19 protein-coding genes and 3 rRNA genes are annotated in these 25,076 nt (G+C 67.3%); 5 read left to right on the top strand and 17 right to left on the bottom strand.

What is annotated here, in order from left to right; all coding sequences use genetic code 11:
* Nucleotides 1-25: 25 nt before the first annotated feature.
* The 11 genes from P2P98_RS10555 to P2P98_RS10605 all read right to left on the bottom strand — a co-directional run bounded on the left by P2P98_RS10555 (nt 26) and on the right by P2P98_RS10605 (nt 10,805).
* Nucleotides 26-1,666: an ABC-F family ATP-binding cassette domain-containing protein gene (locus P2P98_RS10555; RefSeq protein WP_275799678.1), complete on the bottom strand. Its 1,641-nt coding sequence runs from the start codon at nt 1,664-1,666 to the stop codon at nt 26-28.
* 12 nt (nt 1,667-1,678) lie between these two features.
* Entirely contained in the window at nt 1,679-2,161 is a 483-nt protein-coding gene (locus tag P2P98_RS10560) for a hypothetical protein (protein WP_275799679.1), read from the bottom strand.
* 65 nt (nt 2,162-2,226) lie between these two features.
* Complete coding sequence (xerD, locus tag P2P98_RS10565; protein ID WP_275799680.1) at nt 2,227-3,156, bottom strand: site-specific tyrosine recombinase XerD; 930 nt, start codon at nt 3,154-3,156, stop codon at nt 2,227-2,229.
* A 1-nt stretch (nt 3,157) separates the two neighbouring features.
* Nucleotides 3,158-3,736, bottom strand: a complete 579-nt coding sequence (locus P2P98_RS10570; protein WP_275799681.1) for an NUDIX hydrolase — start codon at nt 3,734-3,736, stop codon at nt 3,158-3,160.
* Nucleotide 3,737: 1 nt separating this feature from the next.
* Nucleotides 3,738-5,438 (bottom strand): CTP synthase, encoded by a 1,701-nt coding sequence (locus P2P98_RS10575; RefSeq protein ID WP_275799703.1) that lies wholly within the window; start codon nt 5,436-5,438, stop codon nt 3,738-3,740.
* Between the two features lie 132 nt (nt 5,439-5,570).
* Entirely contained in the window at nt 5,571-7,268 is a 1,698-nt protein-coding gene (recN, locus tag P2P98_RS10580; protein WP_275799682.1) for a DNA repair protein RecN, read from the bottom strand.
* Nucleotides 7,265-8,185 (bottom strand): NAD kinase, encoded by a 921-nt coding sequence (locus tag P2P98_RS10585; RefSeq protein ID WP_058626887.1) that lies wholly within the window; start codon nt 8,183-8,185, stop codon nt 7,265-7,267. The genes recN and P2P98_RS10585 overlap by 4 nt, the downstream gene beginning before the upstream one ends.
* Nucleotides 8,182-8,979, bottom strand: coding sequence for a TlyA family RNA methyltransferase (locus P2P98_RS10590; RefSeq protein ID WP_275799683.1), 798 nt, complete (start codon nt 8,977-8,979; stop codon nt 8,182-8,184). Before P2P98_RS10590 ends, P2P98_RS10585 begins: the two co-directional genes overlap by 4 nt.
* Nucleotides 8,976-9,146 carry a hypothetical protein gene (locus P2P98_RS10595; protein ID WP_275799684.1) on the bottom strand — a complete coding sequence of 57 codons (171 nt, stop codon included), beginning with the start codon at nt 9,144-9,146 and terminating at the stop codon, nt 8,976-8,978. The genes P2P98_RS10590 and P2P98_RS10595 overlap by 4 nt, the downstream gene beginning before the upstream one ends.
* A 19-nt stretch (nt 9,147-9,165) precedes the next feature.
* Complete coding sequence (locus P2P98_RS10600; protein WP_275799705.1) at nt 9,166-10,200, bottom strand: HAD-IIA family hydrolase; 1,035 nt, start codon at nt 10,198-10,200, stop codon at nt 9,166-9,168.
* Nucleotides 10,200-10,805: a hypothetical protein gene (locus P2P98_RS10605; RefSeq protein ID WP_275799685.1), complete on the bottom strand. Its 606-nt coding sequence runs from the start codon at nt 10,803-10,805 to the stop codon at nt 10,200-10,202. The genes P2P98_RS10600 and P2P98_RS10605 overlap by 1 nt, the downstream gene beginning before the upstream one ends.
* Before the next feature lie 42 nt (nt 10,806-10,847).
* On the opposite strand from P2P98_RS10605, the gene P2P98_RS10610 reads away from it, so the two are divergent.
* Nucleotides 10,848-11,648: a hypothetical protein gene (locus P2P98_RS10610; protein WP_275799686.1), complete on the top strand. Its 801-nt coding sequence runs from the start codon at nt 10,848-10,850 to the stop codon at nt 11,646-11,648.
* Between the two features lie 239 nt (nt 11,649-11,887).
* Here P2P98_RS10610 and rrf read toward each other — a convergent pair.
* The 6 genes from rrf to P2P98_RS10640 form a co-directional block, all read right to left on the bottom strand.
* A 5S ribosomal RNA gene (gene rrf / locus P2P98_RS10615) occupies nt 11,888-12,004 on the bottom strand.
* 102 nt (nt 12,005-12,106) lie between these two features.
* A 23S ribosomal RNA gene (locus P2P98_RS10620) occupies nt 12,107-15,216 on the bottom strand.
* Between the two features lie 423 nt (nt 15,217-15,639).
* Nucleotides 15,640-17,161: ribosomal RNA gene (locus tag P2P98_RS10625) — 16S ribosomal RNA — on the bottom strand.
* Together the 16S, 23S and 5S rRNA genes form the textbook arrangement of a ribosomal RNA operon.
* Before the next feature lie 541 nt (nt 17,162-17,702).
* Complete coding sequence (locus tag P2P98_RS10630) at nt 17,703-19,007, bottom strand: glycosyltransferase (protein WP_275799687.1); 1,305 nt, start codon at nt 19,005-19,007, stop codon at nt 17,703-17,705.
* Nucleotides 19,004-19,975, bottom strand: a complete 972-nt coding sequence (locus P2P98_RS10635; protein ID WP_275799688.1) for a glycosyltransferase — start codon at nt 19,973-19,975, stop codon at nt 19,004-19,006. Before P2P98_RS10635 ends, P2P98_RS10630 begins: the two co-directional genes overlap by 4 nt.
* Nucleotides 19,972-20,910, bottom strand: coding sequence for a WcbI family polysaccharide biosynthesis putative acetyltransferase (locus P2P98_RS10640; protein WP_275799689.1), 939 nt, complete (start codon nt 20,908-20,910; stop codon nt 19,972-19,974). The genes P2P98_RS10635 and P2P98_RS10640 overlap by 4 nt, the downstream gene beginning before the upstream one ends.
* A gap of 173 nt (nt 20,911-21,083) precedes the next feature.
* On the opposite strand from P2P98_RS10640, the gene P2P98_RS10645 reads away from it, so the two are divergent.
* From P2P98_RS10645 to P2P98_RS10660, 4 genes are read left to right on the top strand one after another with little or no spacing between them, the layout of a single operon-like run.
* Nucleotides 21,084-22,115 (top strand): glycosyltransferase, encoded by a 1,032-nt coding sequence (locus P2P98_RS10645; RefSeq protein WP_275799690.1) that lies wholly within the window; start codon nt 21,084-21,086, stop codon nt 22,113-22,115.
* Nucleotides 22,112-23,248, top strand: a complete 1,137-nt coding sequence (locus tag P2P98_RS10650; RefSeq protein WP_275799691.1) for a glycosyltransferase — start codon at nt 22,112-22,114, stop codon at nt 23,246-23,248. The genes P2P98_RS10645 and P2P98_RS10650 overlap by 4 nt, the downstream gene beginning before the upstream one ends.
* Nucleotides 23,245-24,249, top strand: coding sequence for a glycosyltransferase (locus P2P98_RS10655; RefSeq protein WP_275799692.1), 1,005 nt, complete (start codon nt 23,245-23,247; stop codon nt 24,247-24,249). The genes P2P98_RS10650 and P2P98_RS10655 overlap by 4 nt, the downstream gene beginning before the upstream one ends.
* Nucleotides 24,246-25,064, top strand: a complete 819-nt coding sequence (locus P2P98_RS10660) for a galactosyltransferase-related protein (RefSeq protein WP_275799693.1) — start codon at nt 24,246-24,248, stop codon at nt 25,062-25,064. Before P2P98_RS10655 ends, P2P98_RS10660 begins: the two co-directional genes overlap by 4 nt.
* Nucleotides 25,065-25,076: the final 12 nt, after the last annotated feature.

Raw genomic sequence — 25,076 nt, forward strand, 5'->3', positions numbered from 1 at the left:
CGTCCTGGCGCGCGGCGGAGTCCGCCTACAGCTCGGTGACCGCGCCGGCCTCGACCCGCCAGCGGCGGTCCGTCTCAACCGCCGAGAGCATCCGCCGGTCGTGCGTGACCAAGAGCAGCGTGCCCGTGTACGACTCCAGGGCCTGCTCGAGCTGCTCGATCGCGGGCAGGTCGAGATGGTTCGTCGGTTCGTCGAGCACGAGCACGTTGACGCCCCGTGCCTGCAGCAGGGCGAGGCCCGCGCGCGTACGCTCGCCCGGAGACAATCCGTCGACCGGCCGCATGACGTGGTCGGCTTTCAGCCCGAACTTCGCCAGCAACGTCCGCACCTCGCCGGAGTTCATCTCGGGAACGAATCCCTCGAACGTCTCGGCGAGCGGCCGCGCTCCGACCAACAGCGATCGCGCTTGATCGATCTCGCCGATCTCGACGCTCGCCCCCAGACTCGCGGTTCCGTCGTCCGGCGTCTGACGGCCCAGGATGCCACGCAGCAGCGTCGACTTCCCGGCACCGTTCGGCCCGGTGATGCCGATCCTCTCGCCGGCGTTCACCTGCAGAGAAACAGGGCCGAGGGTGAAGTCGCCCTGACGGAAGACCGCCCCGGACAGCGTCGACACCACGGAGCTCGAGCGCGGAGCCGAACCGATCGTGAACTCGAGCTGCCACTCTTTGCGCGGTTCCTCGACCTCCTCGAGTCGCGCGATCCGGCTCTCCATCTGGCGCACCTTCTGTGCCTGCTTCTCGCTCGACTCGGTCGCGGCCTTGCGGCGGATCTTGTCGTTGTCGGGCGACTTCTTCATCGCGTTGCGCACGCCCTGGCTCGACCATTCCCGCTGGGTCCTGGCGCGCGCGACGAGGTCGGCCTTGGTGTCGGCGTACTCCTCGTACTTCTCGCGGGCCTGGCGACGCAGCGTCGCGCGCTCTTCGAGATACGCGTCGTAACCGCCGCCGTAGACCCGGTGCGAGTTCTGGGCGAGGTCGAGTTCGAGCACCCGTGTCACCGAACGGGCGAGGAACTCGCGGTCGTGGCTGACCAGCACCACTCCCCCGCGCAGGCCTTTGACGAACGTCTCGAGTCGTTCGAGGCCGTCGAGGTCGAGGTCGTTCGTCGGCTCGTCGAGCAGGGCGATGTCGAAGCGCGACAGCAGCAGCGCAGCCAGGCCCACGCGAGCCGCCTGACCTCCCGAGAGGCCCGTCATCTCGGCATCCGGTCCCACATCGAGTCCGAGGTCGGCCAGCACCTGCGGCATCCGCTCATCGAGGTCGGCGGCCCCGCTCGCGAGCCACCGCTCGAGAGCCGTGGCATAGGCGTCGTCGGCGCCGAGGACGGTGGGATCGCCGAGGGCCGCCGCCGTGGCATCCATCTCGCGCGTCGCCTCCGCGCACCCCGTCCGCCGAGCGATGTACTGCGCGACGGTCTCGCCTGCGACGCGCTCGTGCTCCTGCGGAAGCCAGCCGACGAAGGCGTCGGCCGGCGCGAGGCTGATCGACCCGCCCTGAGGCTCGTCGACTCCCGCGAGCAGACGCAGCAGCGTCGACTTGCCCGCACCGTTGGCCCCGACGACACCGACGACGTCGCCCGGCGCGACCGTGAGGTCGACGCCCTCGAAGAGCGTGCGGTGCCCGTGGCCCCCGGTGAGGTTCTGCGCGACGAGGGTGGCGGTCATCCCCCTAGTCTCTCAGGGCGCGAGAGCCGCGCCACGGACCGCCGCAACGCGGTGAGCGTCATCGCGCTGGATGACCCGCGAGATCGTCAGCGCGCAGATCGCCACGATGAGCACCGGCGCACAGACGCCCAGGAAGAAGGGCAGGGTTCTCCACACATCGCCCGCGCTCTCCTGGTATCCGACCACCACGATGACCGTCCATCCGACGGCGAGGATGGTCGCGCCGCTGGCAGCGATGCTCACCGCTCCCGGACGCAAGCGCGACCGGACCGCGCGGACCCGCAGACAGATCACGGTCAGCAGCGGCGCACCCCCAGCAGCGACGACCACGCAGAGCATGCGAGCGATGTCGACCGGTGAGGCGTCACTCCACGACACGAAGGGAGCGATACCGAGCGAGAAGATTCCCGACACCGACGCAACCAGGATCACCGGGATGTAGAGCAGCGACAGCCACCACTTCCCTTCGGTGTTGTGCTCCGTGACGATGCTCATGCGCCCGATCATTCCTCTCGCCGCTCTCGATGTCGGGGAAACACCCCGGAGAACACGTCTGCCGCTCACCGCGCCCGCGGATGCGCGGTGGCGTACACATCGCGAAGAGCGTCGGCGGTGACGTGCGTGTAGATCTGCGTCGTCGCCACGGAGGCGTGCCCCAGCAGCTCCTGCACCACGCGCACGTCCGCACCGCCCTGCAGCAGGTGCGTCGCGAACGAGTGCCGCAGCGTGTGCGGCGAGACGTGGGCGGTCAACCCCGCCCGCTCGGCCGCGGCCTGGATGATGAGCCACGCGCCCTGCCGCGACAGCGGCGCCCCCCGGACGCCCAGGAACAACCGGGGTGTGGCCCGCCCCTTCGCCGCGAGCGCTGGGCGCACCCGCGTCAGGTAGGCCTCGATCGCCGCGCGCGCGTACGAGCCCACCGGCACCACGCGCTCCTTGTCGCCCTTGCCGCGCACCCGCAGCAGATCACCGTGCGCGGTGTCATCCACGTCGAGGTGCACGATCTCCGACACGCGGGCTCCCGTCGCGTAGAGCAGTTCCAACAGCGCGCGATCTCGGACCGCGGCGGGATCGGCAGCCGACGCGTCGGCAGACCCCGGCCCCGGTCCCGCGGCATCCAGGAGATCTTCCACCTGGCTGATCGTCAGTGCCTTCGGCAGCCGTCGCGGCGTCTTCGGGGGCCGCAGCCGACTGCTCGGATCGTCGTCGACACGTCCTTCGCGCACCAGGAAGCGGTGCAGCCCCCGAACAGACGACTGCAGTCGCGCGAGCGACGATGCCGCGGGGGGTGGTTCGGCCGAGGCCCGTTCGGCGACGAACTCGGTGACGAGCGTCGGCGTCACCGTCTCGATCTGATCGACGCCACGCGCGCGCAGCCACTCGACGTACACGGCGAGGTCGCGCCGGTAGGCGGACACGGTGTGGTCCGAGAGCCCGCGCTCGAGCGCGACGTGCCGGAGGTAGGTCTCGACCGCGCGCTCGAGCTCCACGTCAGCTCGCGGCGGCCTCGCGTCGAAGGACCTCGGCGGCGGCGAGCGCGCCGGTGGCCAGGATGCCGTTGCGCAAGCGTCCCGCCAGCACCCCGTCGACGACCTCGGCGAGCGGCACGCGCTCGACGCGCATGTCGGACTCCTCGTGCTCGCGTTCGTAGTCGGTCTCGACCGATCGGAGCCCGCGGGCGAGGAAGACGTGCACGACCTCGTCGTTCCCGCCGGGGGTCGTGTGCATCGAGATGAGGTGCTGCCACCGGTCGGCCTCGAGGTAGACCTCTTCGGTCAGTTCGCGCTTCGCCGTCTCGATCGGCGGCTCGCCGGCGACGTCGAGGAGACCGGCCGGGATCTCCCAGTCGCGCTCCTTGATGGGGTGTCGGTACTGCTGGATGAGCACGACACGCCCGTCGTCGTCGATCGCCACGACGGCCGCCGCGCCCGGGTGCTCGACGTACTGCCGGGTCATCTGCCCGTCGCCGTACCGCACGGTGTCGCTGCGCACGTTCCACACCGCACCCTCGTAGACGAGGTCGGTCGAGATGATCTCGAGATCCACCCGCTCGTCGCGCAGCTCGCCCATGTCAGTCCTCCTCGACGTCGAACAGCTCGCTCGAACGGTGGCGCTCGAGCGCCGCACCGACGAGCCCGCGGAACAGCGGGTGCGGCTCGGTCGGCCGCGACCGCAGCTCGGGGTGCGCCTGTGTGGCGATGTAGTACGGGTGCACGTCGCGCGGCAGCTCCACGAACTCGACGAGATCGAGGTCGGGGTTCAGACCCGAGAACACCAGACCCGCATCGCTGAGCTGCTGCCGATAGGCGTTGTTGACCTCGTAGCGGTGACGGTGACGCTCCGAGATGCGGTTCGCGCCGTACAGTTCGGCCGCGAGCGACCCCTCGGCCAGATCCGCGGGGTACAGGCCCAGACGCATCGTGCCGCCCAGGTCGCCGCTCTCGAGGATGTCGACCTGCTCGGCCATCGTCGCCACGACCGGGTGCGCAGTGTCGGGGTCGAACTCGCTCGACGAGGCTCCTTCGAGGCCGGCGACCGTGCGCGCGTACTCGATCACCATGCACTGGAGGCCCAGGCAGATGCCGAGCGTCGGGATGCCCTGCTCGCGCGCGAAACGCAGAGCTCCGAGCTTCCCCTCGATGCCGCGGATGCCGAACCCGCCCGGCACGATGATGCCGTCCACCGCGGAGAGGGCCTTCGCCGCGCCCTCGGGGGTCTCGCAGAGGTCGGAGGGGATCCACGTGATCTTCACGTGCGTCTCCTGACCGAAACCACCGGCCTTAATCGCCTCGGTGACCGAGAGGTACGCGTCGGGGAGGTCGATGTACTTGCCGACGAGGCCGATCGTGACCTCGTGCTTGGGGTTGTGCACGGCTTGCAGCACGCGCTGCCACCGCGACCAGTCGACGTCAGCCGCCTTGTCGATGTCGAGCGCGTCGACGATGTAGGCGTCGAGCCCCTGGTCGTGCATCATCGTCGGGATGTCGTAGATGCTCGGCACGTCGATCGCGTTGACCACGGCGTCTTCGTCGACGTCGCACATGAGCGCGATCTTGCGCTTGTTCGACTCGGTGACGGGGCGGTCGCTACGCAGCACGAGGGCGTCGGGCTGGATGCCGATGGAACGCAGCGTTGCGACGGAGTGCTGCGTCGGCTTGGTCTTCTGCTCGCCGGAGGCCCCCATGAACGGCACGAGCGAGACGTGGACGAAGAACACGTTCTTGCGGCCGAGCTCGTGGCGGATCTGTCGCGCCGACTCGATGAAGGGCTGCGACTCGATGTCGCCGACCGTGCCGCCGATCTCGGTGATGATCACGTCGGGCTGCGGGCTCTCGCTCGCCTGCAGGCGCATGCGGCGCTTGATCTCGTCCGTGATGTGCGGGATGACCTGCACCGTGTCGCCGAGGTACTCGCCGCGGCGCTCGCGCGCGATGACCTGCGAGTAGATCTGGCCGGTGGTGACGTTCGCCGCCTGGCTCAGTTCGATGTCGAGGAAGCGCTCGTAGTGGCCGATGTCGAGGTCGGTCTCGGCGCCGTCGTCGGTCACGAAGACCTCGCCGTGCTGGAACGGGTTCATCGTTCCCGGGTCGACGTTGAGATACGGATCGAGCTTCTGCATCACGACGCGCAGACCGCGGGCCGTGAGGAGGTTGCCGAGGCTTGCCGCCGTCAGGCCCTTCCCCAGGGAGGAGACCACACCTCCGGTGACGAAGATGTGCTTCGTCGTGAAGGTCTTGTTGTCTGAATTTCCCGCCGCGTCCGAAGTCTGCATCACGGGCTTCGATCCTATCAGTCGCATCTGTCCGGTGGGCTCGCGGATCCTCTCCGCCTCGTCCGGAAGTCTGGCACCGACCTCCGACATCCACGTCACGGGGTCGTGACGATCGCGGGTCGATCCGTCGGATCAGTCGCTGGTGCGCCCGGTCTCGAGCAGTTCCCGGGCGTGCGTCAGCGCGGCATCCGAGTCGCTCAACCCCGAGAGCAGGCGCGCCATCTCGGCCTCCCGCTCCGCACCGTCGAGCCGACGGACACTGGATGCCGTCACCGCGCCGTCGTGGCCCTTGACGACCGTGAGGTGGTTGCCCGCGAACGCGGCCACCTGCGCGAGGTGCGTGACGGCGATGACCTGCGACGACTCGGCGAGGCGCGCGAGACGGCGGCCGACCTCGATCGCCGCCGCGCCGCCGATCCCCGCGTCCACTTCGTCGAAGACGAACGTGGGGACCGGATCCACTCCGGCGATCACGACCTCGATCGCGAGCATGACGCGGCTGAGCTCGCCACCCGAGGCGCCGCGCGACACGGGCCGGGGGTCGGCGCCGGGGTGCGGCGCGAGCAGGATCGACACCTCGTCGCGCCCGTGACCCGCGGGGGTCGCGGGGGCGACGTCGACGGTGAGACGCGCGTCGGGCAGGGCCAGGGCGTGCAACTCCTCGGTGACCGCGGCGCCCAGTCGCGCAGCTGCCTCCCGCCGTGCGGAGGTCAGCGTCTCGGCAGCCGCGTCGAGTACGACGGCCGCCGCATCGCGCTCCTTCTCGAGGCGCTGCAGGCGGTCGCCGTCATCGTCGAGCTCCACCAGACGGGCTGAGCCCGTCTCGAGCAACGCGATGGCAGCATCCACCGATCCGTGTGTTCGCGTCAGCCCGGCGAGCACCGCGCGCCGCTCGTCGACGGCGGCGAGTTCGTGCGGCCCGGACTCGTCGAGATCGGCCAGATAGCCCGACAGCGCGACGGACGCGTCGGTGGCGCGGTACCCGAGGTCGGCGACCTGCTCCCCGATCGCGGCGAGTGCTTCGTCGCTCGCGGCGATCCTCTCCAGGGCGCGACGCGCCTCGGCGAGGAGAGTGATCACGTCGGCCGCGCCGTCTTCGTTCGAGAGCGCGGCGTGCGCGGTCACCGCCGCGATCCGCAGCTCCTCGGCGTTCGCGAGACGCTCGGCACGGCGGGCGAGCTCCTCCTCCTCGCCCGGAAGGGGCGCGGCTGCCTCGATCTCGGCGATCGCGGCGCGGAGCTCCTCGGCCTCCCGCGCGCGCGCGTCGCGGTCGGTCGTGAGCGTGGTCAGCTCGGCATCGAGAGTCCGCCAGGTATCCCACGCCGCGCGATAGGCGGAGCGCGCGACGGTGATCGTCTCGCCCCCGAAACGATCGAGAGCCTCGCGCTGCGCCGACGACGACTTCAGCCGCAGCTGGTCCGACTGTCCGTGCACGACGACGAGTTCGTCCGCCAGGTCAGCGAGCACGCCCGCCGGAGCGGTGCGACCGCCGACAGTGGCGCGTCCTCGTCCTTCGCTCGAGACCGTGCGGCCGAGGTACAGCTCGGCGGATCCTTCGCCCACGGGCTCGACGTCGCCGCCGGCTTCGCGCACGCGAGCAGCGACCGGACCGTCCTCGGGGACGATCCAGACGCCCTCGACCGCTGCCTGCGCCGCGCCCTTGCGCACGGCGCCGGAGTCGGCGCGTTGGCCCAGGAGAAGACCCAGTCCGGTGACGACCATGGTCTTACCGGCGCCCGTCTCGCCCGTGATCGCCGTGAAGCCGCGCCCGATCGGCAGCGTCGCGTCGGCGATGACGCCGAGGTCGCGAAGTCGCATCTCCTCGATCACGAGGCACCTCCCGACGCGCCGCGCCATCCCGTGACGGGGAGACGGAACTTGCGCACGAGTCGTTCGGTGAACGCCGCAGGATGCAGGCGCGCGAGACGAACCGGCCGCGACGAGCGGCGTACGACGACCCGAGCACCCGGGGGCAGCTCGTGCGAACGGCGCCCGTCGCACCACAGGATGCCGCTTCCGCTCGTGCGTTCGAGGACCTCGACCGCGACGCTCGCGTCCGGGCCGACGACCAGAGGTCGGGCGAAGAGCGCGTGCGCGGACAGCGGAACCACCGCGATCGCCTCGACGGTCGGCCAGACGACCGGACCCCCGGCGGAGAAGTTGTATGCGGTCGACCCGGTCGGAGTCGCGATGACCACCCCATCGCAGCCGAACGACGAGAGGGGGCGCCCGTCGACGGCCATGACCACTTCGAGCATGCGCTCGCGGCTGGCCTTCTCGACGGTCGCCTCGTTCAGGGCCCAGGTCTCGTAGATGACGCGGTCATCGGCATCCTGGATCTTGACCGCCAGGGCGAGGCGCTCCTCGACCGTGTAGTCCCGAGCGATCACGCGACGCACCGCGTCGTCCATGTCGTCGCGCTCGATCTCGGCGAGGAAGCCGACGTGGCCCATGTTGATGCCGAGAATGGGAGCCGTACTCCCCCGCACCATCTCGGCCGCGCGAAGGATCGTCCCGTCTCCGCCGAGCACGATGGCGAGCTCGACGTCGTCGATGCCCACGTCGGTCCCGAGAGTCGCAACGCCCTCGAGCGACAGGCGTTCCGCGAGCTCCGGCCGGTCTTCGGCCGAGACCACGGGCACAGCCCCCGCCGCAAGCACCGCGGAGATGATGCGCTGGGCTGCCTGGACGGTGTCGTCGCGGCGCGCGTGGACGACGAGGAGGATTCGGCGATCGCTGGGGGTCATCGGCTTCCGGTCAGTCGGGTCACGGTGCTCTCCCATTCTGAGGGGTCGGTGCCGCGAGCGGCCGAGAACCACGCGACGTACTCCTGGTTGCCGTGGGTTCCGACGAGAGGCGACGAGATCAGGCCGTTCGTCTTGAGCCCGGCGTCCCAGGCGGCCCAGAGCACACTGTGCACGGCGTCGGATCGCAGGGCCGGATCGGTGACGAGCCCGCCCTTGACCGCGGTGCGCCCGACCTCGAACTGCGGCTTGACCAGCAGGACGACATCGGCGTCCGCCGCGGCGGTGTCGACCACCGCGGGCAGCACGTGGTGCAGGGAGATGAAGGAAAGGTCGCCCGTCACGAGCGTCGGGCGTTCGGCGACACCCGTGGCTTCTGCGAGCGAGGCGGCGGTCATGAACCGCACGTTATACCCCTCGACCGACACCACGTCGGGGTCGGCCGCGAGGGCTGTGGACAACTGGCCGTGCCCGACGTCGACGGCGAGGACCGGACGCGCTCCGCGCTCACGGAGCACCTGCGTGAACCCGCCCGTCGACGCCCCGAGATCCAGGGCGACGCGGCCCGGGACCTCGATCTCGAAAGCGTCGAGGGCGGCGATCAGCTTGTGGGCGCCCCGACTGACGTAATGGTCGGGGCTCGCCACCTCGATCACGCTGTTCTCGTCCACCGTGGCGGAGGACTTGACGACCGCTCTCCCGTCGACGCTGACCTCGCCCGCGGAGATCAACTGCGTGGCGTGCGAGCGCGATCGCGCCAGACCACGGGCCGCGAGTTCGGCATCCAGGCGCGTCATGCGCGTGCGGCCGGCGGCGCGTCGCGAGGGCCGGACTCCAACCTTCGCGCCAACTCGTCGTGCAGCGCCGCGTACGCGTCCGCCCGGGTGTCCAGCGGCTGCTCCTCGATGATGCGCAGTCGGCTGATCAGCTCGGCGTCCGCGTCGTGCTCTCGGCTCTCCGACATGGATGCCATGGTACCGGCGTCAGCGCACGCGGAACGGGTCCGCGTAGAGCTGCTCCGGAACGCGGAACCCGAAGATCGCACGGCCGGAGTTCCAGATCGCGGCCGCTCCTGCCCTCAGGAGATCGATCTGGCGCGAGCCCTCGGACACGATGCGGAGATCGACGCCGTCGATCTCGACGACAGCGTCGCCGACGCGAGTCCGCTCACCCTTGACGATCGTCGCAGGGTACGGCTCGAACAGCTGGCGCAGGTCGGAGACGATGAAGTCAGGACGCTGCGAGGGCGGAGCCGCGAGCACCTGTTTCGGACGATCGATCCCGGTCAGGACGAGGAGCGACGCCATCTCGGCGGCTCGCGCACCCTGGATGTCGGTGTCGAGGCGATCGCCGATGAACAACGGATTCCTCGCGCCGGTGCGGGTCACCGCCTCGTCGAAGATGGGACGCTCGGGCTTCCCCGCGATCGTGGCGAGACGTCCCACGGCGGTGTGGACCGCCGAGACGAGGGTGCCGTTTCCCGGCGCGATCCCCCGGGCCTGCGGAATCGTCCAGTCGGTGTTCGTCGCGACCCACGGGATGCCGCCCTCTTCGACGGGGGTGGCGAGCGCGTAGGCGGCTTCCGCCAGCTGCGCCCAGCCCACCTCGGGCGAGAATCCTTGCACCACCGCAGCGGGTGCGTCCTCGGCGCTGCGCGTCACGACGAAGCCGGCCTTCTCGACCTCGACAACAAGACCTTCTCCGCCGATCACGAGGAGCGTGGAGCCGGCCGGAACGAGGTCGCGCATGAGTCGCATCGCCGCCTGAGGGCTCGTGACGACATCGCCCGCCGCGACCCGCAGCCCCAGCGACGACAGATGAGCGGCGACGGTGGCATCGGTACGGGACGCGTTGTTCGTGATGTACCCGAGTCGACGCCCCTCCTCCTGCGCGCGATTCAGACTGTCCACGGCATGCGGAAGCGCGCCCGGGCCGGCGTACACGACGCCATCCAGGTCGGCGAGGACGACATCGACCTCGTCGAGTGGCGTCGCCTCACGCTTCGCGCGCCCGAGGATCACCGCGACTCCTCCGCGTCGTCCGCGTCGTCCGCCACCGTCTCCATGTCGACGGCCTCGTCTTCGTCCACGTCCGCGACGGGAATGACTCCGGATGCCACGTCCACGCCGCCCTCGTCATCGATGAGGTCGATCTCTTCGACGACGATGACCTCGCGATCGGCGACACCGGACGCGGCGTCGAGAGCGTCCGAGGCGATCTGCGCGCGGCGCTCCCACTCGGCAGCCTCGTCGAGGCGCCCCAGCTCCTCCAGAACGGCAGCACGCGCCGAGAACAGCGCCGGACTCCACTCGAACGCGCGGTCCGGGTCGGCCTCGGGGATGTCGAGCTCCTGTAGCGCACGATCCGTCTGTCCGAGATCCAGACGAGCCCCGGACATCGCGATCGCCAGTTGCACGCGCACCGGGACGGACAGCGTCATCCGGTCGACCGCGCGTCCCTCCTCGAGCGCACGATCCGGGCGTCCGACACCGCGCTCGCTGTCGACGATGAGCGGGAGCTGCTCGTCGGAGCCGGTGATCCGCCTGTGAGTACGAAGTTCACGCAGTGCCAGGGCGAAGTCGCCGACCGCATACGCGGTGATGGCGACAGTCTCGCGAACCACCCCAACACGCCCCGCACTGCGAGACGCTGCCAGGGCGTGCTGGTGGGCGAGCTCTGGCTCCTCATCGATGAGGCGGGCCGCCATGGCGAGGTGCCGGGCGACGTTCTCCGCGTTGTCCTTGCTCAGGGTCTTCAGTTCGTTGCGCGCCGCGCCCGGAAGGTCCCACGCCGTGATCTCTTCGGGGATCTCAGGACCGCGCTCACGGCGGTCTTGCGGCGGCCGGGTCGCACGCGAGTCTTCGCGGTCGAAGCGACGGGGCGCTCCGGCCCCGGGGCGCCGGTCACCGGACGGGCGCCGAGCGTTCCCGGTGAACTCGCGCGACTCTCCGTCACGCCGCGGGCGCGCCGAAGTATCACCCTCGCGACGGTACGGACGGTCCCCGTCACGCCGGGGTCGGTCGGCTCCCTGGCCGTCACGACGATAGGGGCGATCCCCGTCCCGGGGCGGGCGGGAATCGTTGTCGCGGCGGAAGGGACGCTCACCCTCCCGACGGAACGGGCGATCGCCGTCTCGCTGCGCACGACCGGTCCCCGGGTTGTCGCCTCGGTACGGCCGATCCCCGTTTCGAGCAGGGCGGGCGTCGTTGTCACGGCGGAACGGACGGTCGCCGCTCCGCGCCGGGCGACCGGCGCTCTGACCATCACGGCGGGCGGGACGATCGCCATCGCGCGCGGGCCGCGAATCAGCGTTCCGGCTGAACGGGCGGTCGCCATCGCGCCGAAACGGACGATCACCGTCACGAGCGGACCGGCCTGCGCCCTGACCGTCGCGGCGGAACGGCCGGTCATCGCGCGCCGGACGCGCGTCGTTGTCGCGCCGATACGGACGGTCGCCACCCCGTGACGGCCGTCCGTCGCCTTCGCGTCGCGGACGGGCGTCGTTGTCACGGCGGTATGGACGGTCCCCGCGCGAGGAACCTCCGGATGATGACCGCCCACGACCGGATGCGCGGTCGCCGGAGCGCCCTTCGTTGCCCTTGCGATCGTTCGCGTCGTCCGTCGACATGACTGTCCTCCCCGGGAAAAACTACCCGTAAATGCGAAATGGCCACCCAGCTTTGGGTGGCCATTTCGTTAGAAGAAGTCCGGCGGTGTCCTACTCTCCCACAGGGTCCCCCCTGCAGTACCATCGGCGCTGAGAGGCTTAGCTTCCGGGTTCGGAATGTGACCGGGCGTTTCCCTCTCGCTATGGCCGCCGAAACACTATTGATGTTTCAAAAACCAACAACGATTACTTTCATTGTTGTGTTCCCGACCGTACATCGAGAACCACTCAGTGGACGCAAGCACCAAAAACGGTGTGTTATCAAGTCATCGGCTTATTAGTACCGGTCAGCTTCACGTATTACTACGCTTCCACATCCGGCCTATCAACCCAGTAGTCTGGCTGGGAGCCTCTCACCCGAAGGTATGGAAGTCTCATCTTGAGGCCGGCTTCCCGCTTAGATGCTTTCAGCGGTTATCCATCCCGAACGTAGCTAATCAGCGGTGCTCCTGGCGGAACAACTGACACACCAGAGGTTCGTCCAACCCGGTCCTCTCGTACTAGGGTCAGATCCTCTCAAACTTCCTACGCGCGCAGCGGATAGGGACCGAACTGTCTCACGACGTTCTAAACCCAGCTCGCGTACCGCTTTAATGGGCGAACAGCCCAACCCTTGGGACCTACTCCAGCCCCAGGATGCGACGAGCCGACATCGAGGTGCCAAACCATGCCGTCGATATGGACTCTTGGGCAAGATCAGCCTGTTATCCCCGAGGTACCTTTTATCCGTTGAGCGACAGCGCTTCCACAAGCCACTGCCGGATCACTAGTCCCGACTTTCGTCCCTGCTCGACCTGTCAGTCTCACAGTCAAGCTCCCTTGTGCACTTACACTCGCCACCTGATTGCCAACCAGGTTGAGGGAACCTTTGGGCGCCTCCGTTACATTTTGGGAGGCAACCGCCCCAGTTAAACTACCCACCAGGCACTGTCCCTGAACCGGATCACGGTCCTAAGTTAGATATCCAGAGTGACCAGAGTGGTATTTCAACAATGACTCCACACTCACTGGCGTGAATGCTTCAACGTCTCCCACCTATCCTACACAAGCCACACCGAACACCAATACCAAGCTGTAGTAAAGGTCACGGGGTCTTTCCGTCCTGCTGCGCGTAACGAGCATCTTTACTCGTAATGCAATTTCGCCGAGTTCGCGGTTGAGACAGTTGGGAAGTCGTTACGCCATTCGTGCAGGTCGGAACTTACCCGACAAGGAATTTCGCTACCTTAGGATGGTTATAGTTACCACCGCCGTTTACTGGGGCTTAAATTCTCAGCTTCGCCTTGCGGCTAACCGGTCCTCTTAACCTTCCAGCACCGGGCAGGCGTCAGTCCGTATACATCGTCTTGCGACTTGGCACGGACCTGTGTTTTTAGTAAACAGTCGCTACCCACTAGTCTCTGCGGCCACCACACCCTTTCGGAGCAAGTCCTAATAAGTGGATGGCCCCCCTTCTCCCGAAGTTACGGGGGCATTTTGCCGAGTTCCTTAACCACGATTCTCTCGATCTCCTTGGTATTCTCTACCTGACCACCTGAGTCGGTTTGGGGTACGGGCAGCTAGAACCTCGCGTCGATGCTTTTCTCGGCAGCATAGGATCACCCACTTTTTATCCGCATCGTGTCTCAGCCTCAATGAGTGACGGATTTGCCTATCACTCGGCCTACGCACTTGCACCAGGACAACCATCGCCTGGCTTGGGCTACCTTCCTGCGTCACACCTGTTAATACGCTAGCCGCACCAGCATGGGGTCGAGCGTTCACACAGACGATCATCACCCCGAAGGGATCCGAAACATTCTGAGCTAGGACTCTTAGCACCACTGGATTAGCTTGGGCGGTTCTTCGCCGGTACGGGAATATCAACCCGTTGTCCATCGACTACGCCTGTCGGCCTCGCCTTAGGTCCCGACTTACCCAGGGAAGATTAGCTTGACCCTGGAACCCTTGGTCTTTCGGAGGACGTGTTTCTCACACGTCTTTCGCTACTCATGCCTGCATTCTCACTCGTGTAGCGTCCACGGCTGGGTCACCCCGCCGCTTCACTCGCCACACGACGCTCTCCTACCCATCAACACGGCTGGACCACGAAGGCCTACCAAAAATGTCAATGCCACAACTTCGGTGGCGTGCTTGAGCCCCGTTACATTGTCGGCGCGGAATCACTTGACCAGTGAGCTATTACGCACTCTTTCAAGGGTGGCTGCTTCTAAGCCAACCTCCTGGTTGTCAAAGCAACTCCACATCCTTTCCCACTTAGCACGCGCTTAGGGACCTTAGTTGGTGGTCTGGGTTGTTTCCCTCTCGACTATGAAGCTTATCCCCCACAGTCTCACTGCTGCGCTCTCACTTACCGGCATTCGGAGTTTGGCTGACGTCAGTAACCTTGTAGGGCCCATCGGCCATCCAGTAGCTCTACCTCCGGCAAGAAACACGCAACGCTGCACCTAAATGCATTTCGGAGAGAACCAGCTATCACGAAGTTTGATTGGCCTTTCACCCCTATCCACAGCTCATCCCCTCAGTTTTCAACCTAAGTGGGTTCGGTCCTCCACGACGTCTTACCGTCGCTTCAACCTGGCCATGGATAGATCACTTCGCTTCGGGTCTAGGACACGCGACTGAATCGCCCTATTCAGACTCGCTTTCGCTACGGCTACCCCACACGGGTTAACCTCGCCACGTATCGCTAACTCGCAGGCTCATTCTTCAAAAGGCACGCTGTCACCCCTACTAAGGAGGCTCCAACGGTTTGTAAGCAAACGGTTTCAGGTACTATTTCACTCCCCTCCCGGGGTACTTTTCACCTTTCCCTCACGGTACTTGTCCGCTATCGGTCATCTGGGAGTATTTAGGCTTATCAGGTGGTCCTGACAGATTCACACGGGATTTCTCGGGCCCCGTGCTACTTGGGATACTCTTCACGCCAAGAACAGGCATTTCGACTACGGGGTTCGCACCCTCTATGACCGGCCATTCAAAACCGTTCGTCTATACCCTCTTGTCACGTCGACTGCTCGGCAGAACAATCAGAAAAGTCCCACAACCCCCAACATGCAACGCCTGCCGGCTATCACACACGCTAGGTTTAGCCTCTTCCGGTTTCGCTCGCCACTACTCACGGAATCGCTGTTGCTTTCTCTTCCTGTGGGTACTGAGATGTTTCACTTCCCCACGTTCCCTCTACCCGCCCTATATATTCAGGCGGGAGTCACCAGGTACGCACGCGCCCTGGCGGGGTTTCCCCATTCGGACACCCTCGGATCAAAACTCGCTTATCAGTTCCCCGAGGCTTATCGCAGATTGCTACGTCCTTCTTCGGCTCCAGATGCCAAGGCATCCACCGTTTGCTCTTAAAGACTTGAAATCACATGAGTTGAATCGTCAAAAAATTGACTAATGATCTTTAAGATCATCTACACCACACAACCCCGAAGAGTTGCATGGAAGATGCTCGCGTCCACTGTGTAGTTCTCAAAGTACGGGCGGTACCCACCCCAGCCACCGGAACACCGGCACCGAGACAGGCCCTCAAGGAAACAGCCACCAACCACCACCAGCCACACGACTAGCGCGATCAGCGCCCGGCCCCTCAGGACCCAACAGCGTGCATGTATCAGACACTCCAACCCGAACCGTTCCAGTGGCAAGCCACGTACTAAACCCGGAACCTTCGTCCCTGACACCTCATCAAATGTTCCACCCATGAGCTAACCGGCAGACACATTCGGTCTGATCCGGCGCCTGGACACCAACAACCCGAAGGCCATCCGTGCCAGATGCTCCTTAGAAAGGAGGTGATCCAGCCGCACCTTCCGGTACGGCTACCTTGTTACGACTTAGTCCTAATTACCGATCCCACCTTCGACGGCTCCCTCCACAAGGGTTGGGCCACCGGCTTCAGGTGTTACCGACTTTCATGACTTGACGGGCGGTGTGTACAAGACCCGGGAACGTATTCACCGCAGCGTTGCTGATCTGCGATTACTAGCGACTCCGACTTCATGAGGTCGAGTTGCAGACCTCAATCCGAACTGGGACCGGCTTTTTGGGATTCGCTCCACCTTACGGTATTGCAGCCCTTTGTACCGGCCATTGTAGCATGCGTGAAGCCCAAGACATAAGGGGCATGATGATTTGACGTCATCCCCACCTTCCTCCGAGTTGACCCCGGCAGTATCCCATGAGTTCCCACCATTACGTGCTGGCAACATAGAACGAGGGTTGCGCTCGTTGCGGGACTTAACCCAACATCTCACGACACGAGCTGACGACAACCATGCACCACCTGTTTACGAGTGTCCAAAGAGTTGACCATTTCTGGCCCGTTCTCGTATATGTCAAGCCTTGGTAAGGTTCTTCGCGTTGCATCGAATTAATCCGCATGCTCCGCCGCTTGTGCGGGTCCCCGTCAATTCCTTTGAGTTTTAGCCTTGCGGCCGTACTCCCCAGGCGGGGAACTTAATGCGTTAGCTGCGTCACGGAAACCGTGGAATGGTCCCCACAACTAGTTCCCAACGTTTACGGGGTGGACTACCAGGGTATCTAAGCCTGTTTGCTCCCCACCCTTTCGCTCCTCAGCGTCAGTTACGGCCCAGAGATCTGCCTTCGCCATCGGTGTTCCTCCTGATATCTGCGCATTCCACCGCTACACCAGGAATTCCAATCTCCCCTACCGCACTCTAGTCTGCCCGTACCCACTGCAGGCCCGAGGTTGAGCCTCGGGATTTCACAGCAGACGCGACAAACCGCCTACGAGCTCTTTACGCCCAATAATTCCGGATAACGCTTGCGCCCTACGTATTACCGCGGCTGCTGGCACGTAGTTAGCCGGCGCTTTTTCTGCAGGTACCGTCACTTTCGCTTCTTCCCTGCTAAAAGAGGTTTACAACCCGAAGGCCGTCATCCCTCACGCGGCGTTGCTGCATCAGGCTTCCGCCCATTGTGCAATATTCCCCACTGCTGCCTCCCGTAGGAGTCTGGGCCGTGTCTCAGTCCCAGTGTGGCCGGTCACCCTCTCAGGCCGGCTACCCGTCGACGCCTTGGTGAGCCATTACCTCACCAACAAGCTGATAGGCCGCGAGCCCATCCCAGACCGAAAAATCTTTCCAAACACGACCATGCGATCACGTCTCATATCCAGTATTAGACGCCGTTTCCAGCGCTTATCCCAGAGTCCAGGGCAGGTTGCTCACGTGTTACTCACCCGTTCGCCACTGATCCACCAAGCAAGCTTGGCTTCACCGTTCGACTTGCATGTGTTAAGCACGCCGCCAGCGTTCATCCTGAGCCAGGATCAAACTCTCCGTAAAAGAAAAATGCCCACCCAACCGGAATAAGGTCGGGACAAGCGAGTTCAATCTGACCAAACAGGAAGTCAAAACTGACTATCCGTTGCCAACCCCAAAGGGTTGGACTTTGATCCAAAGGAATTTCTCGCAATCCGAAAAACGGACCGACGAGGAATAAATTGGCATTTGACAAGTGCACGCTGTTGAGTTCTCAAGGAACGGACGCACCCACAGAAACGATCTCTCGACCTACCCGTGAGGCAGTTCACTTCTATATGTGCCACATACGGCAGTCAACACGACGAAAAAGACTTCCAGAGGAAGAGCTTGTGTCGATGACAGGTGCCGAGTGGCAGGATCCCAACTGTAGACCAGAGAATCGAAACTCTCAAGTGCCGTGTTGGGGGTGGTTCACCGCTTGAGAGGACGCGGGGCCTTTCGGCCGCTCCGCTCTCCCCTGTGGGGCGAACAAGTAATAAGTTACGCGGATCCCGCGCACTCGTCCAATCCACACCACCGCCCGGGCGTGTCGCACCCCTGAAACCGCGGAAATACGCGGATCTTACGTCCAGCGCTCGGCGCCGCCCCATCGGCCCACCCACGACTCGAGGTGCGGCTCGTCACCCACGGGAAGGACTCCGTTCGTCACGACGGTGCCCGTCGTGAACCCGATCGCTCCGTGCCATCGCTCCTCACGGCGCCGCGCCCGACGGGAGGTCGCCTCGCCGACGGCCGTTCCGTCCGCAGACCGGACGAGGAGTCGTCCCTCGTCTCCCTGGCCGAGCATTGCGAGTCGCTCGCGCAGTTCGTCGGCGTCGAGAATGACGACGGGCTGTGTCAGCCGGAGCACCACGCGAGCGTCGGGGACGTTCCCCACCACGAGCCGCGGGTCGGTCGTCAGGACTGGCACGGCGGGGGTGGCATCCAGGATCACCGTTGCACGAGGAAACGCCTCCAGGGCCGAGTCGACGCACAGGAAGGTCGCTGCCGACGCGAACTCTCCGTCCAGGTGGATCGCGAGGTCGGGGGTACTGGGCAACAGGCCACGACCGGAGGATCCGTCGACCGGGATCAGGTCGGCGAGTAGGAGCGTCTGCGCGTTGCCCTCGCGGGCACGATCGACGCCCGTTCGTTCGGCCCACTCGGGTCCGTCATGCCAGGCGACGGCATCCGGGATGTGGGCGAAGACGGCCCCCGCCTGCCACGCGCGATGCGCCCATTCCCAGTCCTCGCCGCCGTATGACGAGAAGCTCTCGTCGAATCCTCCGACGTCGTCGAACATCGCGCGTGAGCAGGCCATCACGGCACCGATGATGTACCGGTAGCTGCGGTCGTCGGAGAGCCGGAGGTTCTCGGTGCGGGCGTAAGCGTCGAGAAGCCACTGCGGCTCGGGCAGCTCGACGGTCGGGGCGATCTCGGCGATCGGCGCAGAGGGGTCCACCCCCGCGAGGGCGGCGTGCCGGCGTCGCCCCACCGTGACCGCCTCGGGCAGGAGCGCGGGCAGGCGCGTCATCGCTCGGACGTACCCCGGCTCGGGCGCCGTGTCGGCGTCGAGGAAGCACAGGATCTCTCCCGTACTCGCGGCGACTCCCCTGTTCCGCGCGGCGGCGGCCCGGAACCCGAGGTCCGGCTGACTCACGACCCGGACTCCCGGGGGCACGATCGGCGCGGAGGGAGAGCCGTCGTCGGCGACGACGATCTCGACGAGATGCGCGGGATAGTCCTGGCGCGACAGCGCGAGGAGCGTCCGGTCGAGCTCGGCCTGCTGGTCGTAGTGCGTCACGATGACGCTCACCCGCGCGAGGCGTGACGGCGCGTCCGCGACGTCGTCCCACCGGTTGCCGACCACCCACCCGGGTGCGCTCATGAGAGCACCTCGGCCCACCACCGGAGGTACGCGCGAGCGGCTTCGGCCCGATCGAACGGGATGGGGTCGACGCCGTGCCAGGTCGAGGACGGGTCGTCGACAGCCTCACGAATCGCAGCCGGCAGGGCCTCCGGTTCGACGGAGCGCAGTGTGCCCGGACGCAGGGCAGACATCTCGTCGACGTAGCGGTTGCGGACCGCGACGGGTCGACGGCCCCAGCCGATCCACGACGCCAGCGACCCGGACGCCGAGACGTGCCGATGGGCGATCACCGGAACCGCGACCGTGCGTGCCTGCACCGCCATCTCGGCGTCGTCGAGCCAGCCCGTGACCTCGGTCGTCACCCCGAGACCGCGGGCGCGCCGGACGAAGGCGTCGAGTTCATCAGCGTGACCGTCCGACGCGCGCCCGAGCACGCGAAGCCGGGGCAGTCCGGCCGCGACGGTCGCGGCGAGCGCTTCGTCGTGTCCCTTCCCCGGGTAGAAGTAGCCCAGAACGCCCACGGCGTCGTCGAGTCGGGGACGGGTCGACAGCGTGTGCGCGGTGACGGGAAGCGGCACCACGGCGACGGGCCCGCTCCACACGCCCTCTTCATCGAGCAGCGCGCGCTCATGCTCGCTGTTGACGGCAATCGCGCGTGCCGCTCGAGCGACCGCCGTGTAGAACGCTCGTCGGCGGGGCCGGTTGCGCTCTCCATCGGAGGCTTGCGGGACGTCGTGCAGGGTCACGGTCAGCGGATGACGGGCGGCCAGAGCCAGGACGTACTCGGTCGCGTCCTCGGGCGACGTTCCCCACAGCCGGTCGGTGATCTGCGCGTGGACAGGGGTTCCCGGGGTGAGCGATGAAATCTCCGCCGGGTCGATCACCCGAGGATCGGCCCCGAGATCCGTCAGCGCGTCCGCGAGTTCGCGCCCGAACACCGCGACCCCGTGGGGACCGGGGTGGACAAGAAGGATCGGGGCCGTCACGCTGCCCGCCACCGGTGCAGCAGGGAGGCGATACGCGTGACGGCTGCGGCGACGAAGTCGGGACGCTCGGCGTACCAGGCACGGTGGGCCTCGGACACGGTCGCGGCGGGAAGGATCTCGCCCTCGACGACCCAGTCGGGCTGGGGCTCGGCATCCAGGTTCCAGGCGTCGACGACCCACTCCTCGAGCGGCGCGCGCACTCCCGCGAGGATCGGGCGGCCGGGATCGACCGCTCGCCCGGGCGCGCCGAGGGCCTCGACCACCCGCTCGCCCAGGGGGACGAACACGGCGTTCCCGGGGTGGTTGACCGTGCGGGCGAGGTCGGCGACGACGGGGGTGAACAGATCGGATGCCGAGACGTCGAGCCCGAGATCCTCTCGCCGGCGCAGCTCGGCGACGGACTCCGCCGCCACCTCGCGCACCGACTCCGCCGGCAGCTCTCGCTCGACCGGAAGGCCCGCGGCCTCGGCCAGCAGGCGCACGTCGTGGTAGGCGACCAGCGGCGGATCGGGCTCGAAACCGGGGAGGCGCAGCACGACCTGGAACGGGTGCAGACCGGCGTAACGGATCGAGGGGACGAGGACCACGCGGGCACCGCTCGGGAGGGACGCCCGCAGCTGCGCGGTGCCGAGCGGGAGGCCCCGGTAATCGTCACGGACCGGCTGTGCGACGAGGAACGAGGCCCGCGCGAGCACGTCATGCAGGCGCACGGCGTCGGTTTTGGTGAGCTCGTGCACGGCCGGAACCCGGATGGTGGGGAGCGCGTCGGAGGCGATCACGAGACGCAGGGACTCGGCCTGGCAGTTGCCGACGACCACGCCGAAGCGGGCGGGAAGCGGGGCCTCGCCGAAGAACTCCGCGTAGTGGCGACGGCGCGCTATCACCGTCCCGCCGTGGTCCGCAAGGCTCGTCTTGCCACCCTCGTCGCCGCTCATGCTGTGAACGTATCCGTCGGTGCCGTCGTCGTCCCAACCGCCCCGTTGCATTGCGATGTCTCCGTCGATGCGGTACGCGCACCGACGAAGCCGCTGCACGAGGAGGAAAAAGAATCGACGCCCCCACCATCCCCCCGATCCGGGTGGCCGCCGTGCCGTCGTCGCATCCGTACGTGGACGCCGTCACGGACCGCCACGCGGTGACCCTGCTCAGCGACCCCGCGGTCCCCGGTTCGCCCGAGGGCCAGTGGTGGCCGCCGCAGATCCTGCTCCCGGCCTGGCTGGAAGCACACGCGGCGGAATTCGACCTCGTGCACCTGCACTTCGGGATCGAGTCGTACAGCCCGGACGATCTCGCAGAGACCGTGGCCGCGCTGCGGCGCACTCGGCGTCCGCTCATATACACGGTCCACGACCTGGAGAACCCGCAGCTCGAATCGCAGGACGCCCACCGTGCGTCGCTCGCCGTCCTGACGGCCGCGGCGGACCAGCTGATCACCTTGACCGAATGCGCCGACGCCGAGGTGCGCCGCGTGTACGGCCGGTCGACGACCGTCGTGCCGCACCCGACGCTGCTCGGCGCGGAGGACCCGCCCATCGGTACGCCCCACGCGACGACCCGGGTGGGCGTGCACCTGCGCGACCTGCGACCGAACATCGACGGGGTGGGCACCGTGGCGACTCTGGTGCGGGCGATCGCCGACCTCCGCGCCGAAGGCGCGCGCGTCGAGGCCGTGGTACGGGTGAACGAGCGCGTCCGCGACGCGGAGGCGGCGGCATCCATCGACCGACTCGCCGCGGAGGCGGACGGCGTGACGTTGGAGCGCGGCGACCGTCTCGACGACGACGAGCTGGCGAGCTGGCTCGCCGACCTCGACGCGTGTCTGCTGCCGTACCGGCACGGCACGCAATCGGGGTGGGCAGAGCTCTGCTTCGACCTCGCGGTGCCGGTGATCGGCACGCGCGTGGGGCACATCGCGGCGCAGCATCCCGAGGACTTCCACGCCTTCGCCGTGGGGGACCCGAACTCGCTCGCGCGGGCGATCACGGATGCCACGGCACCGGCGTGGTCGACATCCGGATCGCAGCGGCGCGCCGAGGAGGTCGCTCGGCGACGTCGCGAGCGATCCGCCGAGCGTGACCGGATACGCGCCGCACACCTCGAGATCTACCGCCGGGCTCTCCAGACGACGGATGCCGCATGAGCCGCGCGTCGCGTCCGCTGCGCGTCCTCGTCGTCGCGCCGTCGCGCTATCCGCTGCGCCAGCCCCACGCCGGAGGGCTGGAGGCGTGCGTCTGGGACCGGGTGCGGTGGTTGCAAGCGCGCGGCCACGACGTCACGCTGTGCGCGGCGGACGGATCGGACTACCTCGGCGACGTGCCCGAGTTCCGCTTGCCGACGCCCGCGTGGACGCGCCCCGAGGAGTCGTCGGACACGGACTATCCCCTCGGGTACGCCGGGGCCGTCGACGCGGCCTTCGAGGCCGCGCGCGATCGGCTGATCGCCGACCGCCACCTCTACGACGTCGTCGACAACCACAGCCTTCATCCGGCGCCGATCCGGTGGAGCCGAGAGGCCGAGATCCCGGTCGTCACGACCCTGCACACCCCTCCCCTCGAACCGCTGCTCGAAGCGGCCGAGCAGGTGCGTGACAGCGCTCACCGCTTCGTCGCCGTCAGCCAGGCGACCGCACGCGCGTGGTCGGTGGAGGGGGTCGACGCGTTCGTCTTCCCGAACGGCATCGACACCGACCAGTGGACCCGCGGCGAGGGCGGAACGTCGTGGGTGTGGTCGGGTCGTGTGGTGCCGGAAAAGGCCCCTCACCTGGCGATCGAGGCGGCGCGCGCCGTCGGCGCTCACCTCGTGCTGGCCGGGCGGATCGGCGACGTCGACTATTTCGAGCAGGAGGTCGTGCCCCGGCTCGGACCGCACGCGCGCTACGTCGGCCCGCTGCGCCAGCCCGAGCTGTGCCGTCTGGTCGGATCGTCGGCGGTCGCCCTCGTAACGCCGATGTGGGAAGAGCCGTTCGGGTTGGTGATCGCCGAGGCGCTGGCCACCGGCACCCCCGTCGCCGCGTTCGACATCGGCGGGGTCTCGGAAGTCCTCGCGGGGATGCCGGGATCGGCGACCGTCACGCCGGGAGACGTCGTCGCCCTCGGGAGAGCCGCGGCCGAGCTCGCCGCGCGGGGAGCGCGCGAGCCCCTGACCCGGGTGTGGACGCGGCGCGCAGCGGTGCGGCAGCACTCTCTCGCGCAGCGCTACCGGGAAGTGGAGCGCGTGCTGTCGCACACCGCTCAGCCCGTCGCCGCGCGACGTGCGCCGGCGGTGTCGTGGTGATCGGCTGGTACGTCCACCACCACGGTTTCGGGCACGTCGCTCGCTTCCTCGCCGTGCAGCCGCACCTGAGGACCCCGGTCGTGGCGTTCTCGTCGCTGACGCGGCCGCCCGGACTCGATCCCTCGGTCGAGTGGAGGGAGTTGCCCTCGGATGCCGATGCCGTCGAGGCCGCGGACGGTACCGTGCTCGATCCGCGCAGCGCCGATCCCACGGCACGAGGGGCGCTGCACTGGGCCCCGCACGATCATCCCGGACATCGCGCCCGACTTGCGACGATCGCCCGCGTCGCCGCCGAGCGACACCTCGGGGCCTTCGTCGTCGACGTGAGTGCCGAGGTCGTCGCTCTCGCTCGCCTCCTGGGCCTGCGCACCGTCGCGGTGACCCAGCCGGGCGCGCGGACCGACGCTCCGCATGCCCTCGCCTACCGACTGGCGGATCGCATCGTGGCGCCGTGGCCGCACGGCGCGGTGCCGACCCCCGGCCTCACGGCGCATGCCGATCGCGTCGTCTGGACCGGGGGGATCTCGCGGTTCGACGCACGCACACGCGAGAACGCCCGCGAGCCACGGGCGGTTCTTCTGCTCGGACACATCCTCGACCCCGCCGTCCACACCGAGCTCACCACCCGACTCTCGGCCGGCGGATGGGATGTCCGCTCCATAGGACACGACGACCACGCCCGCGTCGACGATCCGTGGCCGCTGCTCTGTCGGAGCACGGTGGTCGTGAGCGCGGCCGGGCAGAACAGTGTCGCGGACCTCGCGGCATCCGGGGCTCGAGCCGTGGTGATCGCCCAGGACCGACCTTTCGACGAACAGCGGGCCACCGCGGACGCTCTCGAGAGGTCGGGACTCGCGCGAACGGCGGACTCCGCCGATTCGGCCGCTGAACTGGCCTCGGTCATCGAGCGAGCCGGAGACGACGACCCCGATTGGACGCGCTGGCAGGTCTCGGGGGCCGCGACGCGGATGGCTGCGGCGATCGAGGGGATGCTGCCGTGAGGACCGCCGTGATCACGGTCGCCTCCGCAGCCAGGCGCGAGCATCTCGAGCGTCAACGGCGAGTGCTCGCCGAGGTGGCCGACGACATCGTGCGGGTCGAGGCGTGGCTCGACGAGACGCCGCCGGATGGCATCCGGGATGCCGGGACCCACACGTTGCACGTGCCTCCGGGGCCCCGAGGGTTCCGCGTCGGCGAAGGGCGAAACCGTGCTGCTGAGCGGGCGATCGACGCGGGAGCCGAGCTGCTCGTCTTCCTCGACGTGGACTGCCTGCCTGGTCCGAATCTGCTGCCCGCGTACCGGGCGGCGGCGCGGACGGATCCAGCCGCTCTCCTGGCGGGCCCGGTGACCTATCTCACGAGCGTCCAGCGCCCGGGAAGCGCCTCCGACCTGCCGTTTCTCCGGCGCCCGCACCGCGCGCGACCGGCGCTTCCTCTCGGTCAGGCGCGCACCGCGACCGCCGCCGAGTACGACCTGTTCTGGTCACTGTCGTTCGCGGTGACGCCCGCGACCTGGCGGCGGATCGGCGGGTTCCACCCCGGCTACGAGGGGTATGGCGCCGAGGACACCGACCTCGCGTGGACGGCGCGCGAGCGAGGCGTCGAGATGCGCTGGATCGGCGGGGCGGATGCGTTCCACCAGTGGCATCCGGCGTCCTCTCCCCCGTGGCAGCATCTCGACGACATCCTGCGCAACGGCGCAAGGTTCCATGAGCGGTGGGGCGAGTGGCCGATGGGCGGGTGGCTCGACGCATTCGCCGCGGCCGGCGCGATCGAGCGCCGGGGTGAGGCGTGGGTGCGCACGGATCGCGGTTGAGTGTCCGAGAAA

Origin of the sequence: Microbacterium sp. Kw_RZR3 (genome assembly GCF_029222405.1) — a bacterium.
Classification (GTDB): Bacteria; Actinomycetota; Actinomycetes; order Actinomycetales; family Microbacteriaceae; genus Microbacterium.